The sequence below is a fragment of the Blautia marasmi genome, from assembly GCF_900258535.1.
Taxonomy (GTDB): domain Bacteria; phylum Bacillota; class Clostridia; order Lachnospirales; family Lachnospiraceae; genus Blautia; species Blautia hominis.
The window spans coordinates 3,287,566-3,304,531 of record NZ_OIWX01000001.1 but is presented as its reverse complement, the minus strand read 5'-3'; the positions used below and the strand labels follow the sequence as shown (position 1 = coordinate 3,304,531).

Annotated in this window: 16 protein-coding genes; 4 read left to right on the top strand and 12 right to left on the bottom strand. The window is 39.1% G+C overall.

What is annotated here, in order from left to right:
- Positions 1 to 349: 349 nt before the first annotated feature.
- The 3 genes from C6P39_RS14240 to istA form a co-directional block, all read right to left on the bottom strand.
- On the bottom strand, positions 350 to 1,228 hold the full coding sequence (locus C6P39_RS14240; protein ID WP_242987049.1) for a helix-turn-helix transcriptional regulator: 879 nt from the start codon (positions 1,226 to 1,228) through the stop codon (positions 350 to 352).
- A gap of 243 nt (positions 1,229 to 1,471) precedes the next feature.
- Complete coding sequence (locus C6P39_RS14235) at positions 1,472 to 2,248, bottom strand: ATP-binding protein (protein ID WP_104804205.1); 777 nt, start codon at positions 2,246 to 2,248, stop codon at positions 1,472 to 1,474.
- A 6-nt stretch (positions 2,249 to 2,254) separates the two neighbouring features.
- Positions 2,255 to 3,814 (bottom strand): IS21 family transposase, encoded by a 1,560-nt coding sequence (gene istA / locus C6P39_RS14230; protein ID WP_104804204.1) that lies wholly within the window; start codon positions 3,812 to 3,814, stop codon positions 2,255 to 2,257.
- Between the two features lie 440 nt (positions 3,815 to 4,254).
- On the opposite strand from istA, the gene C6P39_RS14225 reads away from it, so the two are divergent.
- The 4 genes from C6P39_RS14225 to tnpC all read left to right on the top strand — a co-directional run bounded on the left by C6P39_RS14225 (position 4,255) and on the right by tnpC (position 6,550).
- On the top strand, positions 4,255 to 4,722 hold the full coding sequence (locus C6P39_RS14225; protein WP_104804203.1) for a helix-turn-helix domain-containing protein: 468 nt from the start codon (positions 4,255 to 4,257) through the stop codon (positions 4,720 to 4,722).
- A 164-nt stretch (positions 4,723 to 4,886) separates the two neighbouring features.
- The gene (tnpA, locus tag C6P39_RS14220; RefSeq protein WP_104804202.1) at positions 4,887 to 5,282 is read left to right on the top strand and encodes an IS66 family insertion sequence element accessory protein TnpA; all 396 of its coding nucleotides are present in this window, start codon (positions 4,887 to 4,889) and stop codon (positions 5,280 to 5,282) included.
- Complete coding sequence (gene tnpB / locus C6P39_RS14215) at positions 5,272 to 5,631, top strand: IS66 family insertion sequence element accessory protein TnpB (RefSeq protein WP_104804201.1); 360 nt, start codon at positions 5,272 to 5,274, stop codon at positions 5,629 to 5,631. The genes tnpA and tnpB overlap by 11 nt, the downstream gene beginning before the upstream one ends.
- Positions 5,603 to 6,550 carry an IS66 family transposase gene (gene tnpC, locus C6P39_RS14210; protein WP_242987048.1) on the top strand — a complete coding sequence of 316 codons (948 nt, stop codon included), beginning with the start codon at positions 5,603 to 5,605 and terminating at the stop codon, positions 6,548 to 6,550. Before tnpB ends, tnpC begins: the two co-directional genes overlap by 29 nt.
- 422 nt (positions 6,551 to 6,972) lie before the next feature.
- On the opposite strand, the gene C6P39_RS14205 is transcribed toward tnpC, so the two are convergent.
- The 9 genes from C6P39_RS14205 to C6P39_RS14170 are packed head-to-tail and all read right to left on the bottom strand — an operon-like array spanning position 6,973 to position 16,960.
- Positions 6,973 to 8,967 (bottom strand): DUF262 domain-containing protein, encoded by a 1,995-nt coding sequence (locus tag C6P39_RS14205; RefSeq protein WP_104804200.1) that lies wholly within the window; start codon positions 8,965 to 8,967, stop codon positions 6,973 to 6,975.
- Between the two features lie 42 nt (positions 8,968 to 9,009).
- A complete protein-coding gene (locus C6P39_RS14200) occupies positions 9,010 to 9,810 on the bottom strand; it encodes a hypothetical protein (RefSeq protein WP_104804199.1) in 801 nt (266 codons plus the stop codon).
- Between the two features lie 30 nt (positions 9,811 to 9,840).
- The gene (locus tag C6P39_RS14195; RefSeq protein WP_158661571.1) at positions 9,841 to 10,386 is read right to left on the bottom strand and encodes a hypothetical protein; all 546 of its coding nucleotides are present in this window, start codon (positions 10,384 to 10,386) and stop codon (positions 9,841 to 9,843) included.
- Positions 10,383 to 12,344 carry an AAA family ATPase gene (locus tag C6P39_RS14190; RefSeq protein ID WP_104804197.1) on the bottom strand — a complete coding sequence of 654 codons (1,962 nt, stop codon included), beginning with the start codon at positions 12,342 to 12,344 and terminating at the stop codon, positions 10,383 to 10,385. The genes C6P39_RS14195 and C6P39_RS14190 overlap by 4 nt, the downstream gene beginning before the upstream one ends.
- A complete protein-coding gene (locus tag C6P39_RS27495; RefSeq protein ID WP_158661570.1) occupies positions 12,341 to 12,490 on the bottom strand; it encodes a hypothetical protein in 150 nt (49 codons plus the stop codon). The genes C6P39_RS14190 and C6P39_RS27495 overlap by 4 nt, the downstream gene beginning before the upstream one ends.
- Positions 12,483 to 13,934: a DEAD/DEAH box helicase family protein gene (locus tag C6P39_RS14185; protein WP_104804196.1), complete on the bottom strand. Its 1,452-nt coding sequence runs from the start codon at positions 13,932 to 13,934 to the stop codon at positions 12,483 to 12,485. Before C6P39_RS14185 ends, C6P39_RS27495 begins: the two co-directional genes overlap by 8 nt.
- An 18-nt stretch (positions 13,935 to 13,952) precedes the next feature.
- On the bottom strand, positions 13,953 to 14,153 hold the full coding sequence (locus C6P39_RS14180) for a putative Se/S carrier-like protein (protein ID WP_104804195.1): 201 nt from the start codon (positions 14,151 to 14,153) through the stop codon (positions 13,953 to 13,955).
- A complete protein-coding gene (locus C6P39_RS14175; protein WP_158661569.1) occupies positions 14,134 to 15,276 on the bottom strand; it encodes an aminotransferase class V-fold PLP-dependent enzyme in 1,143 nt (380 codons plus the stop codon). Before C6P39_RS14175 ends, C6P39_RS14180 begins: the two co-directional genes overlap by 20 nt.
- A gap of 34 nt (positions 15,277 to 15,310) precedes the next feature.
- Positions 15,311 to 16,960, bottom strand: coding sequence for a phosphoadenosine phosphosulfate reductase domain-containing protein (locus C6P39_RS14170; RefSeq protein WP_104804193.1), 1,650 nt, complete (start codon positions 16,958 to 16,960; stop codon positions 15,311 to 15,313).
- Between the last annotated feature and the right edge of the window lie 6 nt (positions 16,961 to 16,966).

The following is a 16,966-nucleotide window of genomic DNA, read 5'->3' as shown; positions in this document are numbered from 1 at the left end:
TTCCTCCTTAAATCCATTTTTAATTGCTGTCCTGGTATTGTTCGTGTTGCCTTTGATACTTTTAATTATAGTTATTTTTTTCCTCTCTGCCTTCACTATGCTGTATAAAAAAGCCAAAACTTTATATAAATATGGCAATTTTTTCATCATTTTCGCACCAACACTTCACTATCCTGTACAATATGCCTGATGAAACAAAACAATGGGTCCGGTTCAGCGGACTCGCGCGCCAAAGTGCGGCTCCTTACGGCCATCTTCCTGCGCGATAAAAAAAGACTGCAATCCGGTGATCTCCATTACCGTTTTGCAGTCCATTTCTTAAATTTATACAAGCCCTGCCATGAAATTCTTATGACTGGTCCTGTATGCCTTTCATTTCTTCCTTATAAAATTCTCTGTATCTGATCGGCGACATTCCCACAACCTTAGAAAACAAGGTGCTGAAATAATTCGTATTGTCATACCCCACGATCGAAGCAATACGGGTGGCGGAATGATCTGTTGATATGAGCAGAGTCTGGGCATGTCCGATCCTCCTGCGGATGATGTACTGGATGGGTGTTCTCCCTGTGGCCTTCTTAAATATATGGGATACATATGTAGCGGAACAGCCCAGGGCATCTCCTATCATGTCCAGCGTAACCTCTTCCATAAAGTGTTCGTTCAGATAGTTCCTGATCCGCAGTACCATCTGCTCCTCCTCTGATTTTTCTGCGTCAATAAGCGGAAAGCTGTCCAACTGGCTTGTCAGCACAATAAAAGCGGAACACAAAAGCTGTGCCGCAAGCTTGCCTTCCGTATTGGTGCCTTCCAGTTCAAACATCTGTTCACACATGGATCGCAGCATGGGAAACAGGTGTCCCGACTGCCTGACACTTGGTTCACCTGGAGATGTAAGGCAATTAGGGGGAAGGCCGCGCTTATGCAGATTTGTAATGCCTATACAGTAATCACCTATCTCATTCTCTGTCTCTGAGACCACTTCATGCAAGTCTCCCTGATTGTAATAGATGACGCTGCCTTCGGAAAGGGGATAGGACTTCCCGTCCACATAATATTTTCCTGTTCCCTTATACACCAGCAATAACTCACAGATGGAATCGTGTCTGTGCAGGGGGCGCTGGATGGTTTTCCTGGCATGGCTCTGTCTGTTGACATAGACCATGGTGGGCATCTGGCCTCTTTCAAAGGCTGTGCTGATCCTGCAGTTCGTATCCGGATAGAGCATATCTGCCTCCTTTCTATTCTTCCATAAATACTGTATTACAGAAAGTATAGCAGAAAAGAAGACAGATAAAAAGAGGATTTAGTCAAGCCCCAAACCGCACCGGCCTGCAAAATAAGCCGTCTGTCTGTATATTACGATGAAAATGTACCCCTGTTCCGGAGGAACGGATACCGCAAGTCCGGGACTATGATACCGCAAGTCCGGAACAGAGATACCATACTTAGCAGATTGTTACCTGCGAGTTTACTCGCTTAATGCAGGATCTAATCCGTATACTTCCCGCATGGATCTATAATTCGCCGGATCTGTCGGGATGATGTTGATCTTGTATGCATCATGTTTGATGCGGTCCAAAATTGCTTCCGAAAGAGGGCTGTCATCCCCGCCCAACTGATCGTACCATCCACTGGGATCATACTGGGAACAGAAGATGGTGGATGACCTCCTACGTCTCCTATGGAGTAGTTCCAGAATGTCATGCTGTTCCGATTCTGTAGGCTTCAGCAGAAGCCATTCATCGATGATCAGCAAGACTGGATTGGCATATTTCCCTTGGACTTTCTTATATGTGCCGTCATTGCGTGCCATCTCCAATTCGAGGAGCAGATCCGGAAGACGGATATATTTCGTCTTGTAGCGCTGTTTACAGGCTTCCATCCCGAACGCGCAGGCCAGATAGGTCTTCCCACTCCCGGTAGCTCCTGTGATAAAGAGATTCCTATGCTCTACGATATATTCACAAGTTGCAAGCCGTTCGATCAGTGGCTGGTTCAGCTTTCGCCCGGAAGTATAATTGATATTGCCTATGTATGCGTCCGGCTGATCAAACCCGGCATTGCGGATCAGACGTTTCAGACTGTTGCTCTTACGGTTGCTGTATTCGATATCCACCAGCATCCCGAAGCGATCCTCAAAAGGAATCTCTTTCATCCGGGGGTCTTCCATCTGGTTACGGAATGCATCTGACATAGAAGTCAGGCGCATTTCAATGAGCTTATCTATGGTGCTTTGTGTAGTCATGATTCCTTACCTCCTGTAGTAATCAGCGCCTCTTGTAAGCGCATGGCTGCTCTTTGCTGGTTCTGTATGGCTGCCAGTTGTCGGCTCTTTGTCCAACTTCTCTGGCTGGTCATTTCCGGTATCAAGGATGTTCTTGATACTCTTATAGCTGGGAGCTGCCGTAAAAGAGAGTGCCTTCCGGCAGGCAGCTTCCAAACGGTCTACAGAATATTTGTCGGCCAGTTTTAAAAGCCCCATACAGCTGCGGTAGGACTGTTGTTCTACACGTTTGGAGGTAAGGACCGCATCTACAACCTGATAGGTACTGGAGCCGATCCGCTCTGCCCATTTGCGGAAACGATCACCGTTCCATTCCAGATATTGCTGGTGGGAAGCCGGCATGTGCTCTGTAACTGTGCTGTATTGTCCCTTGCGGCCGTAAAGCCGGCGATGGGACGCGATCCTGTTATGGTTGTAAAAAATCTCAATAGTTTTATCTGTAACCCTCACATCAACTTTGCGTTTTATATACTCATAAGGGACTGAGTATAGCATTCCGGCAAAAGATATGTGATAATTGAATTGAACGGTGGCATGTTTCCATTCCGCCAGTTCATATGGGGTAGCAGGTAACGGTGTCAGCAATGGCAGTTCTTCATCGCGGAAGATTTCGTATCGGCTGCCCTCTTTTTTTTGGAAGGGACGGCGGCTGAAAGAGTCCAGTTTCTGACGGATTGCCTGGTTTAATTCGCTGAGAGAAAAGAACTGCTCATTACGCAGGGCAGCTGTGATCCAGGTGGAAATATTACCTACACTGCCCTCGGCATTTGGCTTATCTTTAGGGGCCCTGACGCGGGCTGGAATAATAGCTGTGCCATAGTGCTCTGCCATTTCCTGATAAACAGCATTGATCCGCTGGTCTTTCCAGCCCTTGTTGTGATCCACGGCAGTACGACAGTTGTCCGGCACGAGGATCTTTGCAACACCGCCAAAGTACTCATACATGTGGACATGTGCAGCGATCCATGACGGTTGCTTTTCATCCCTGAATGCTTCTACGTATGGGTACTGGCTGTAGGTCATTACTCCTACAAAAATGTGAGCATCCAGGATCTCGCCAGTATCTGGATCAATGATATGCGCCGGATCTCCGGCCCAATCTACCTCAACCTGTTCTGCAGGCTTGCGATTGATATGCATGGTAGCACGGCGTCTCTGTTCATCCTGCTGGATGTAATAGCAGAATTGAGAGTACATAAGTGGCTCATCTCCGGCAAGACGGCATTCCTCAAGATACTCTGTCCAAAGGAGTTTCTTGTTCACTCCATTACGGAGAAGCTCTTTGCGGATGTGATTATAATCAGGCATCCGCTTTGATGTGGCAGGTTTTTCTTTTGCATCAGAAAAAAGCAGTTTGTTAAGGACTGGATCCGTCAGCTTAGGATCCAGAGGCCATGAAAGGCCCTGCTCTCTTGCGGCCTTCAGTACTTTATTGACTGTTGTTTTAGATGCGCTGCAGCTGAGAGCAATGTTGGTTTGGCTGAGACCTAATCCAGACAGTCGGATGATCTCACGATACTTGGTCATAAGAGGTGACCTCCTTTGAAATGTATTTACGCTTCAAAGCGCATAGATACATTATAAAGGAAACGGTATCATTTAGCTGGAATCTCGGTATCCAATGCCCGGAATGGCGGTATCCACCAAACCGGATTCGCGGTACTGTGCCTCCGGAATGGCGGTTTAAAAACGCCCGGAATACTCATCTGTCCCAACAGCTCCTTCACATCATTCAGTTTCCTACCTTCCAAAGGGATGAATCCGGTTGCTTATGGTTCCGTAGTTCTGGTATTATATCTTTAAGTTTATTGCAACAAAACAAAGGGCAAAATACCCGGAAATAAGTCATCAGTCATGGAATCACCGTACTTTACAAAACTTCCCCTCAAATTCTACCGACAGGGGATGTATAAACGGCTCAAAAAACGGTATTCTGTGTTTAAGAGATACAGAAGGAGGCTCACATAATGGATCAGTTAGAAATCGGAATGTTTATTGCAAAGAAAAGAAAGGAAAGGAATTTCACACAGGCACAGCTTGCCGAGAAACTGGGTGTTTCCAACAAGACCATATCAAAATGGGAAACAGGGAAATGTATGCCAGACTATGGCATTATCCAGTCTTTATGTAAGGAATTGGAGATCACAGTGTCAGAATTGATCGACGGAGAAGAGACGGAACCTGACAGTATACGTGTTTATGACGATAACCAGGTTTTGGATCTGATCAAAAGGATACAAAATCTGGAGAATCAGAAAGTATCACTGTACGGTATTATATTAATGACCATGGGAATCGCTCTTTTTGCGGTCCATTTCTCTATCGGAGGAAGTGATGTGAAGGATTTCTTTTCCGGATTATTGATGGGACTGTCTATCGGGGAAATGCTGGTTGGAGTTTTTGTGATAGTGATTGGATTTTCCAGACAAAAATAGAAAATCACGCTGCCGCCATATGAGGCCATGCAATAGCGGCCTTATATGCGGCAGTATGATTTTTCTGCATGCGTATACGGTAAATCACTAGTACCGTGCTAGTTTTATCTATCCATGAGATAATAACTCCAGAAAACTACAAGTTTTATAAAGGAGTTGTCCCTATGGATAAGATTACACATCAGGTCCGTGCAGAGCACTGGACCAAAATCATGAATGAATGCATAAACAGCGGGATGCCTAAAACTGCCTGGTGCAGAGCTAATGGGGTTTCAGTAAAGCAGTTCTTCTATTGGCAGAGGATCCTGCGAAGGGAAGCTTTCGAGAATTCCCAGAATGCATCATTGCCGGGAATTGTCGGACCGGATCTGGCGCTAGTGCCGGCAACTCAGAGGACGGTATCTTTTACCGAGATCAAGCTTCCATCATCTCCTCAGAACACAGCTCCGGTTTTCCATACGGATCTCGTAATCCGAAAAGGAGATATCGTCCTGGAAATATCGAATTCCGTTTCAGACGAGCTCCTTTCACGGATTGGAGGCATCCTGGATGCTGAATAATGCAACCGGATTTCGAAACATTTATATTGCTGCAGGATACATAGATTTACGTCGCGGAATCGATGGACTGGCATCCATTGTTAAGTTCAACTTTCAGCTGGATCCATATGAAAAGGATATTCTTTTTCTCTTCTGCGGCAGACGCAGTGACCGTATCAAGGGGCTTGTATGGGAAGGTGACGGATTTCTTCTCCTTTACAAAAGGCTGGAGCTTGGCGGTTTCAGCTGGCCCCGTACAAAAGAAGAAGCACTGGAGATCACACCGGAACAATATCAGGCATTGATGCAGGGGCTGGAGATTGTCTCCAGACATCCGATTCATGAAGTACATCCCAAGGCTCTCCTGTAGTATCCTTTATGATTATTTCCATAAAGAGTTATATCATTTCCATGTGCTGCAGGCGGACGAGACGCCGGTCATGGTATCGAAAGACGGACGCCCCGCAAACAGCAAGAGCTATATGTGGGTCTACCGCACCGGTAAGATCTACACAGACACGCCGATCATCCTGTACGAATATCAGCGTACCCGAAAAGCAGACCACCCAAGAGGATTTTTGAAGGGCTTCGCAGGCGTGGTTGTCTGCGACGGCTATTCCGCTTACAGGAAGCTGGATCGGGAAAATCCGGATATTATTTTTGCCGGATGCTGGACACATACAAGACGGTATTTCCCGGATGCTTTAAAAGCCCTTCCGAAAGCGGCACAAAAAACCGCAAAAGATACTGTTGCATATGAGGCACTAAAGCGGATTGGAGCCATCTATCATTTGGACAATCAATTATCTGATCTGAAACCGGATGATCGGAAGAAACAGCGGCAGATCACAGTCCAACCTCTGGTGGAGGCTTTCTTTGCGTGGACAAAAGAGGTTCAATCCTCTGGTCGTCTTTCCAAAGGGAAAACACTGGAAGGAATCAATTACTGTATCGATCAGGAAGAGACCCTGAGAGTGTTCCTGAATGATGGTGAAGTCCCTCTTGACAACAACGTAACAGAAGGAGCGCTCCGCAGCTTCTGTCTGCATAAACATGCGTGGAAGCTGATCGACAGTATCGATGGCGCGAAATCCAGCGCGATCATCTATAGCATAACGGAAACAGCAAAGGCGAATAACCTGAATCCGTTCCGTTATCTGGCCCATGTCCTGACAGTTTTGAAAGACCATCAGGATAACACGGATTACAGCTTTATAGAAGAACTACTTCCCTGGTCAGATCAGTTACCTGAGATCTGCCGGAGCAAGTCTAAATCAACCAATGTGTAGACCTGGCCGCCGGAAACGGCGGTCGAAAAAAAGCCAGTACTCATGGTTTACCGTATACCTATAATCTTTTCGCGTATGTCTCCATATTAATCTGCCCAGCGGAAGATTATTTCTTAATAGTAAAAAACACATTTGTTTATAGGGCTAATTTCATTAACTGGAGAAGGAACTATTCTTTGTATGTAGATGTATATTTTTATTGTTTATGAAAGTGACCGTTCCCCCCCGGCTCTATTTTATTCATCAGGTATAAATGCTAATTCTGCTGTAACTGATATCCCCAGCACTTATATTATTCTTTCAGCTCCGGGTGAAGATAAATTACATTTATATTATTTCAAGAGAAAAGGTACTGGTAATCAATGTTCATGCTATATAATTCTTTTGTTCAGTATACTGTAAAAGTCAACTTTAACAACTTATTATTGTTTACTTGGCTCACCAACAACAGATATTAATTTTATAGGATCAGCTAATTCTTCTTCAGAAAACTTCTCTAACTCAGGATCAGATTTTATTACTATTTCACTTTCCTCTTCCTTCTTCTTTTTTACTTCAGCAATCTTTTCATTAAACCTGGGCCATATCTCTATTACTTCTTTAAAGAGTTGTTGTGTACGACTTTCTATATGTTCCTCATCCCATATACAATCGCCTTTATCAAATTGTTCAACAATTTCTCTTGTTATGCTTAGTGATGTATGTGATCGATAACCGGGACGGCGTGATTCTTTATTCTCAATTTTATCCCAAAAAGATTGATTTTGAAGGGAGGAATTAAGTTTTGATGTCAATAATGTTTTATTACCCAATGCCTGAATTCTGGCATCTCTAAAACATATACCTAATTCTGATCTTGAATCTAGTACGGCTCCTTCACGGATGATTGCAACCTCATTCCAATACCTATTCCACTTCACCGGCATAATATGTTCTAATGAATAACGATATTCTAAAGAAGCAATATCCTTTCTCTCATCTCTGCAACGGTATAATTCAATACAAAACAATAAAATTTTAGCCATATCATCTGAAACAGAAAAAAGATGTGAGTAAATAGCCTCATCTGTCAATCCTTCACCTTTAATCATTATTTCTTTTTCAATTAGCGCTTCAGTCCCCTCTTTCAAAAGCAGACTACAAATTTTAGAATAATTTATATTTGTTTTTTTAGAAATCTTGCTCCGTATAATAAAAGATTCTAAAATTCTAAAATCATCTACAAGTTCCTTATCAGTGATATCAAGTTTTGATTCCTTAAGCCTCTTTAATAAATATGGATAAAAAACAGATATATCTAATCTATCTAATATTAAAAATAAACGTGATATATGATCTTTAAATCTAAATAAAATCGTCTCCTCTTTTATTCCTAAATGAAAATCAAGAACAAATTCTTTTAATATCACCCCATATTCACATATCTCCGTAATAAACTCCATTAACTCATGATATCCATATTCTCTTATCTTTTCCTCGTAAACTCTTTCCAAATTAACTGATAGATGCGCCTCATCTCCCCAATGAATTTGGGCTACACAATATAATAAAAGCTCCAGATTATTTCTATTAACATCATCCAGGATCCGCTCTTGCTCCCAAAGTTTTACATTTTCTTGACTTTTATAGAATGCTTCTTCCCAGACATGTTCATATTCATTAATAACAGCTTTCTTTCTATCCTCACTATCTCCTGCTTTATCTAAGCACGCCTTAAACAGATTATTTTTAATGATATCTGCTACGCTTAATTTCACTCCTGCTCGATTTATAGTATCAAAAATTGTCTGCTCATTAATATCCCCATATTGCAAAGTTATCATAACAAGTACACGTTTATTGTCACTAAAAATGTTATTATAAAGTTCTGTGAGCTCCTTTACTGTTTTTCCTGAAAGCCTTTCGCGAAAATATCTGTAACACTGTTCTATTAAAGAGCTAGCCTCGTCAATAGAATCTAAATTAATTTTTTCATCAAACATCTCAGCTCTGATAATCTTAGTATATGCTTTTTCATCCGCCTTGGAAGGTTCGATTTTAATCCTGCTATCACTGAAATTGTCTGCTGCATTTTCCCTATAAAATAATATACCTTGCACATCTCTTCGGATTCCACAGTCGTGATCCTTCTTTACCTCTTCAGGTAAACTATCAAAGATTGCCTTAGCTAAAACAGAAACTGTAGTTAAGCGCTGCTGCCCATCTATAATATTCATTTCAGCTACGTTATAATTTGTTGATACTTCTTTTAGTATAATAGAGCCTAAAAAAGGTTTTATTTCAGGAGTTGTAAAATCATTATAAAGTTTTTCCCAATTCTCCTGTTCCCATATGTAATGTCTTTGAAAAAAAGGAACAACTAATTTCTGTATCTTATTGTCCCCTAGCCTATGAAGCGATATCGATCTGGCTTCCATACCCGCACCTCTTTTTATCTTTCCGTTAAACCCTAGCACAATTTAAAACTTTGCATAATACTGTTGTAAATTATTATCACAAACACTTATGATTCTTATTTTTTCCTCATCAGTAAACCCTTTCCATAAATAAGGGTGGAATCCAATAATTTGGCGTCCTCTTTCATAATGCATCAACTGCATGTCCGCAAATCTCTTATAAGGATAGTGCAATATCACTTTTCTGGCTTCCTGGTCAGTGTATTCTTTTCTTGCAAAAACACTTCGCTCTTTTTCAACAAACAAATTCTTAGAACGTCTATCTGCATAAAAGGCCCTAAAGTATGTAATAATATCATCCATACTACATTCCCCATCAGAAGGTGATGCATATTCTAACATTGCCTTTATCAATACTGGTTTATATGAATAACACATCCTTTTCCCTGATAAAACATCATAAAATACTGCATTCAAACGTTCATTTAAAATTAAATTCCAACCGTACTTTTCTGCATATGCCTTCGTACTGGCAATAGTAAAATAAGGCTTTGAATCTTCTTTAACATAATCAGGCAACAATTTTCCTTCTCTTAAATAGCGCATAATTGTTTCAGCTTGAACATCAACCATTCTAATCAATTCAGTATGGGATATTAACTTTTCATCAGACTTATCAAAGATTACAGTCTCATGTGTAAATGTTGAAGTATGGAGATCCTTTTTATTCTGATTTTCTAATCTCGTTAGCTGCTCAAGCATGATTCTAGCATCTAAAAAAGCTTCTTCACTCAATTTATCCATCAGTTCTTCTACATAAACTTCCTCTGAATCCCCAAATTTATCTTCAGTATTTTTGTTCATATAAGCTACCTCTCACAATAATATTTCTCTTTATCTGCTTTTCAACAGTTCATTAATATCAAGAGGAGTTTCGTCAATCTTTTGCTCTCGTTTAAATTCTTCTACAAATTCGTACATACGCTGAATGTAATCTTCATCTGTTATACACCGCTCTACAAAATTTTCATATAATATTTCTAAGCCACCAAGAAAATAGGAATGAAAAACTGCCAATCCTGCCTTTGTCGATTCTTCATTATCATCTTCGTGAAAAGCCCTATTTAGTTTCTCTTCTTTTGTTAGTCCCTCCGAGTCATCTAATAACATGATGAGGCGGTAAATGTATTTTAGCTTACTCTGATTTTTAATTAATATTTCAGCTAACATACCTGCTGTATCTTTACTATTGGTTGAATCAATCTTTCCTCTGTGTCCATAGACGATACCAATAATTGGTGCCAACATATATACATATATATAATTCTCAAAAACCTTAAAACTTTTACTAGTATCCCTTGCATTAGCAGGTCCCTTGCTCAATGCTTTCCAATAAGTAGCATGTTTTCCTCTTATCTGTATATCTTTGTCAAACATCATTGCACCTCCCTAATATAGGAAATTGTCTCTAAATCCTTACCTGCAAAATCTTTACTTTTTTCAATCTTATAAACTTTCCCAACATATGGTTTCATTATTAACTCTGCGTGCTCCCAATCCTTTTCCATCAAAGCAATAATTATCTGTTCTGCAGCTTCTGGAAGTATTTTAGATATATTTTCTATATGCTCCTTATCTATATTTGAGAATGGTCCATCCATTACAAGAGGATAGTATAAAGGACCTATATCAACGGTACTATTCAATTCAAGAACTTCTTTTGCCAGCTCTACCAATCCCGATACAAATGCCAGATTTTTTACAGCTTTTAAACCGTCTGATTCATCTATTGTCACATCATAATACTTAACTGTATACTTTTCATCAATCATAATCTTTCTAGAACCATGATATATTTTTTGAAAATTCCCATTTACCTTTTCTTCAAGACTCTCGCGTATTACTTTTTCTCTTTCTTTATACGCTTTCAGAACCCATTCCTGAACCTCACTAGCATAATTTATCTGTAAAGAAATTTTAGCGTTTTTCTTATCATTTAATATGTAATGCTTTAATGTTTCGTCTAAATTATTTATGTCTCTTTTACATACACCTATAGTCTCCTGAATTTTCCCTTTTTCTTTTTCGTACTCTGCAATCCTGGATTCTGCATTTTTATATTTTAGCTCCAAATCAGCAATCTTAATTTTATCTTTTAAACGATTATCCAAGTCTTCTTTCTCATCAATACTATATCCCCACTCCAATTTGAGCGCAATGATATCTTCATACTTTACATTTACTCCCGCCTCATATTGTTCACCAACTGCAAGATATTCTAACGCCTGTTCCCTAAAACGATGTACCAATGCCCCTATTGCTTCTGGAGGTTGTTTTGCTCTCTCTTTTAACAAACTGGACTCCAAGGAAGAACCCTTCTCAATTTTCTCCCCACATATACAATATCCGCGGTTGATTAAATAATCAATTGAAGATGCCGTCATATCAGGCACACTTTCTACAATATCCTGTGACATATGCAGCATTTCTATTGCCTCTCTTAGTAATGGCATACCAAAAAATGCAAACGCATCCCGGCTAAACACAGAAATAAACTCATTTTCTGCGCGATGAATTCGTTCTTCGAGTTCTTTTATTCTTACTTCCAAATACTCCCTTTTATTTTGTTCCTCTGCGATATTTTCATTTGCTTTCAGCTGAGCCGCATACCTTTCTTTTTCATCGCGATAATACTGCAGTTGTACATCTACGTTTTTCAGATCCATTACCTTTTGCTGTAATTCTGTTTCAACCACACCCAGCTGAATTTGTGTCTCCTCCGCTTCTTTATCCTTTGATAAATCTAACCCTTTTTTTAGTTTATTTATTACACCATTCAGGTGAGTGACTGCACTATTAAGGACGTTTAGTCCCATCAATCCTTTTACCGAGTCCGCAATATCTTTACTATCTGTAATCTCAGATAACCGTTCACCTCCGAAAAAAAAGTAACTAGACAATTCCTCTGGTAAAATCCGCTCTATATTTTCTTTAAAATCACCTTTTACAATTGTCTTTGTTTGTCCATCTGGTTGAGTGTATAAAATTTGTTGTTCTTTACGCGTCCCTCTTACCTTACCTTCGCCGATGCATGTGTATTGTTGTCTTCTCTGAATCTTGTATTCTGTTCCGTTATGCTCCAAACAGATTTCTCCACGGACCTCTTGAGTTTCATCTGCCATAAGATTATCCACAACACTTTTGTTTAGAAGCGTTTTATCTGTAAATTTAACATCACCGTAAAGAATCCATTCTAAAGCACGTATCAAAGTTGTTTTTCCTGATGTATTCTCCCCTATTATTACAGTTACATTTTTATCTTCACTGGAAGAGAAATGAATTGTCTGTTCACCAATAAATTGCCGAAAGTTATATAAGGTTAACTTCTCTATTCTCATTTTCCCTCAACCACCCTTTCGATATACTTTCTGATCTTCTCCACCATTTCATCATTAGACTTTTTTCGAATCCCATTCTCTTTCTCTAACTCTATTACCTTCACTTTTATACGATTTAGTTTTCGCTCATCTAAATGCTCATTCATAATAATTTCCTCCCTCTGCAATTCGATTTAATCCATATGCGTCAGTCAGTTCATTTATTAGCCGGTCTGCATCTGAGGGATTTTTGGACAATTCACCAAATTCCCGCATTCGTTTAATCTCTTTTTTTACCAATCCCAAATCAGCTCGAACCTCCTCCTGTAAACTGTCTACGCTGCTTAATGTTCTGGGCAATGTAATAAAATCATAAATTGTCGCATAATATTTCCCCGATGCTTTTCTTAAAACCCTTCCCCTTCTCTGAATATACTCCTTAGGATTTGTACTGCTTGCCAAGATAAATACCGTTTTAATTCCAGGAATATTTACCCCTTCATCCAAACATTTAATGGCCACAATTGCCTGATAAGGATCAGCTTTACTAAAACGCTCCTTTATCTGCTCTCTCTCTTTCATAGACTCCGCTGAAGTAAAATGTACTACTCTCATTCCTAAGTCATGTCCAAGCATCTTTGATACTGCCACAATTTGTCGCTCCTCTTCCCTGTCCGGCTCAGAAATTTCTCTTGATGAATTGTACTCTCTCGCAGCACCACAATAGATTAAAATATGAGAATCATTTTTATATTGATACATTAATTCTTTCAACAATTGTATTTTTCCTGAAGCCCCTGCCACAATCCTTGAACGTTCAATGAGAAGTCTTTTTCCCTTCTCACTAATCTCCATTGTTCCATCAGATGCTGTACGACAATATTTTGCAATTTTTTTTGACAGATCACGATAACCGTTTAATTCTTCATCTGTCAGATAAACCACTCTAGGATAATAATAATATGGTGTCAGTTTTTCCTCACGTATTGCTTGTTCAAGACCATACTCAATACATTTTTTTCCGAAATAATCATACAAAACTTGAGTACCATAAGAATCTCTAAATCTCTCTAATGTTGCAGATAACGCCAAGCGATACTGGACATTTTCTTTCAGAGTATTACTTAACTGTGCTGAACCAAAATTATGCGCTTCATCTACAAGAAGCATTACATCTCCATCTAATTCCTCCATCTGTTCCTGGACAAACGCTGAAGCAAATGTAGCATTTGTTGTGATAAAACACATTATACTGATTTTGCCCCTTTTGAAATTTAAGATTGCATATTTCAGTCGCTGCTTCCAATCTTTCTGTCTGGACGCAGAATAACCAATTATTGGGTACATATGAAACCTTCTTACATCCTCTGCCCACTGCTCCACCAGATGCTGATATGGACAAACTATAAATACCGCTAAATGTTCTTTTTCCCTGAACAAACGTACAATAGCTCCCAAACCAGTAAAAGTTTTGCCAGTTCCGGTTGCCATATCAAAAATTCCTCTATAATCTTGTTTTACCCAGTTTTCTATCGCTTCTTTCTGAAAATCATGAAGTTTTACACTCTCCGGCAGATATGGCTCTCCCTTTTTTTTAGAAGTCTGATACATATTATCCCCTTTTACTTATTAGGATTCCAGAATACTATATTCTAATTGTGGAAGATATTTATCAAAAATACCTTTATCACATTCTCCCACTTTAAGACACACACCACAGTAAGCCCTATCCTGCACTGGAGTCGGTACCACCTCCGGAATATACCCATTTTCTTTTAAACACTCTTCGGCTGCAAAAACATCGCTTGTTTTATAAAATATTAGATACATCTGCTATAATCTCCTCTAAAGCATTTATAAATAGTTTAATTTCCTTTTTGGTATTAAAAGAATTCAAACTTACTCTTATTGCTCCTGTCTTTACTGTTCCTAAAGTTTCATGAGCAAGTATTGCACAATGAATTCCACCTCTGACGCAAATGTCCTTTTTGCTTAGACGTTCCACAACTTCACTAGACTTGATGTCATTTACATTAAAGCAAATGGTAGATACACGTTCTTTTTCCACCCGGTAAATTTCAATTTCAGGTATTCTAACAAGGGCTTTGATTAAATACTCCATTAGTTCAGCCTCTGTCTTATTTATCCAATGTTGGTTCTCAGAAACATAATCGACTGCTACCTTTAACGCCCAAATAGCGGGCATATTCAATGTACCCGATTCATATGCTTCTGGAAATATTTCTGGATTAAGATAGCTATCACCACGAATCCCGGTTCCTCCTTGAATCAAAGGTTCTATTTTTAGTTCTCGGAGAGAACATAATCCTCCTACTCCAGGAAGTCCCATTAAATCTTTGTGACCTGTAAATGCCAAATAATCAATTGCATCTTTTTGCATATGCAAAAATCCTTTACCGCCTCCTTGCGAAGCATCAACAAAGACATCAATCCCTCTTTTCTTTAACTCTAATGCTACTTTTGAGGAAAAAACAAGTTGACCAGTAAGATTACTTGCCAAAGTGAAAACTCCCAATCGTGTATTCGGTAAAATAAATTGGTCAATCTGTTTTGTTTCTTTATAAAAAACATCTTCAGGTAATACTGTATAGGATATAATACCTTTTTCCTTTAATGCATGCAATGGCCTTAAAACAGCATTATGTTCTAATGGACTTATCAGTACATGATCACCCTTTTTCAAATACCCCCTCAAAAACAAATTGATTGCTTCTGTGGAGTTTTTTGTAAATACCACATTGGATGGTTCTCTAACCCCAAAATATTTTGCTATTGTTTTTCTCGCTTGATAAAGCATTCGAGATGCCTCTATTGCTAATTTGTAACTTCCCCGTCCTGGGCTTGTTCCAATATTTTTCAAATAATACATATAGGCATCAAAAACACATTCCGGTTTCATACGTGAAGTAGCTGCATTATCAAAGTAAATCATATCTCCACCTTTCATTTTTTACATATCAATGTTCTCATCTGCGGAAATACTTTTTTTTTCCTGCCAATACCTGACATGTAATACACCCATTATAAAACTTAGCAATACATTTTGAACAAGCTGACATGTTCTGTTTACATTTTACTGCATCCACATGGTACCGCTCATTTCCAGTCGTCGTGATTGCACCATATGGACAAACAGAATCACAAGCTGTACAACGAATACAGAATTGATACTTACGCATTTGACATTTTATTCGATTTATCAGCAATAATGCATCAATACCTTTTTCAGGTAACACTTTGATGATATTTGTACCAAATGCAATAATTATTTGGCAAAGTTTTCTCCCCGGTTGAAGAACCATGCCATCTGGACTAATAATATCCTTTTCCTGTATCGTAATATAAGTCGCATCCTCTTTATCAAACACATCTAATTTACCAAACGGCTTGAAAAACTCTAAAACGTCTCTTGATAATTTTTTCTTAATTATAATATTTCTTGCTCTCTCTGATAGGTTACAAGCAGTATCCGCAATTGCAACATTTCGCGTCGTCAAACCGCTTGCCCCTTTTCTCGTTTTCCATTTTCCATTTTCTACATAATCTTCCGCTTCTGTTTTTCCAGTTTTTTCTGCAAAGTTATAAAGGACTTTCTTCCATTTATCCGAAAGTTCTGGATAATATATTTCTGTAAGCATAGATGACCAATCAGAGTTATTGGGGCAGCAGAAGCATCCAACTCTTTTATATCCCCACCGATACGCTTCATTAAATATTAAACTTTTATATAAAATATAAAGCCAGACATCACAATCTTTCCAATCAATTAAAGGCATAGCATTAATTTGCGAACCAATCTTTGAGTCTTTTTGTGTCCTCTCATAATTCTGCCGTTCTCTTGACTCACTACGCCGGATACCTAAAAATGACAGACTATCCCCCTCTAAATTCTGTAATTCTGAATTTAAATTACTGGTTTTAAAAATCGTACAACACCAACGTTCAAATTTACTTGGAGGGCCAAATACTTGACATAGTTTAAAAAAGTCATTCTCCGTCTCACTCGGCAGCATGGGCGTAAATGGATTTTCATTCCTGAATTCTGATTCTACATATTGATAAGTAGTTGGAAATTCCAAAGTAGTATTACCGAAATAATGAATAATCGTTTCAGACTGAAGCGCATCCCTAACAATACGGCTTACCACCGTGGAATCTTTTCCACCAGAAAAAGAAACGGTAGGCATATATGGATGTTTTTGATTTCTTGCAATATCTTCATAGAGTTGTTTTACATAATTTTCCGCCTCAAATATTTTATCTATAATATATGATTCATTAGCATGTAGAAATTGCTCCTGATTTGGTATAGAATCGCCTTTATCAATATCACCACGTAGAATTTCTGCAATTTCCATGTGATGCTTTCTCTTATAAAAATCACCAAAAGGAAGACGCTTTCTTTTTCCATTCAATAGATAATAACCTGCTCCTAGATACCATACAAAACTCTCGCTAACGTCCATCCCCCAAATCAATGATAGCAATTTTTTTTCCTGTCTAAAAACAGGGTTGCAGACACCATTTGCCGAAATCAGCTTTCCCTTTCCATAACAAATCGGGCATATCTCCTTGCCTATAATGGGAATCGCACAATGCTCGCACCAGTATACCATTTTTCC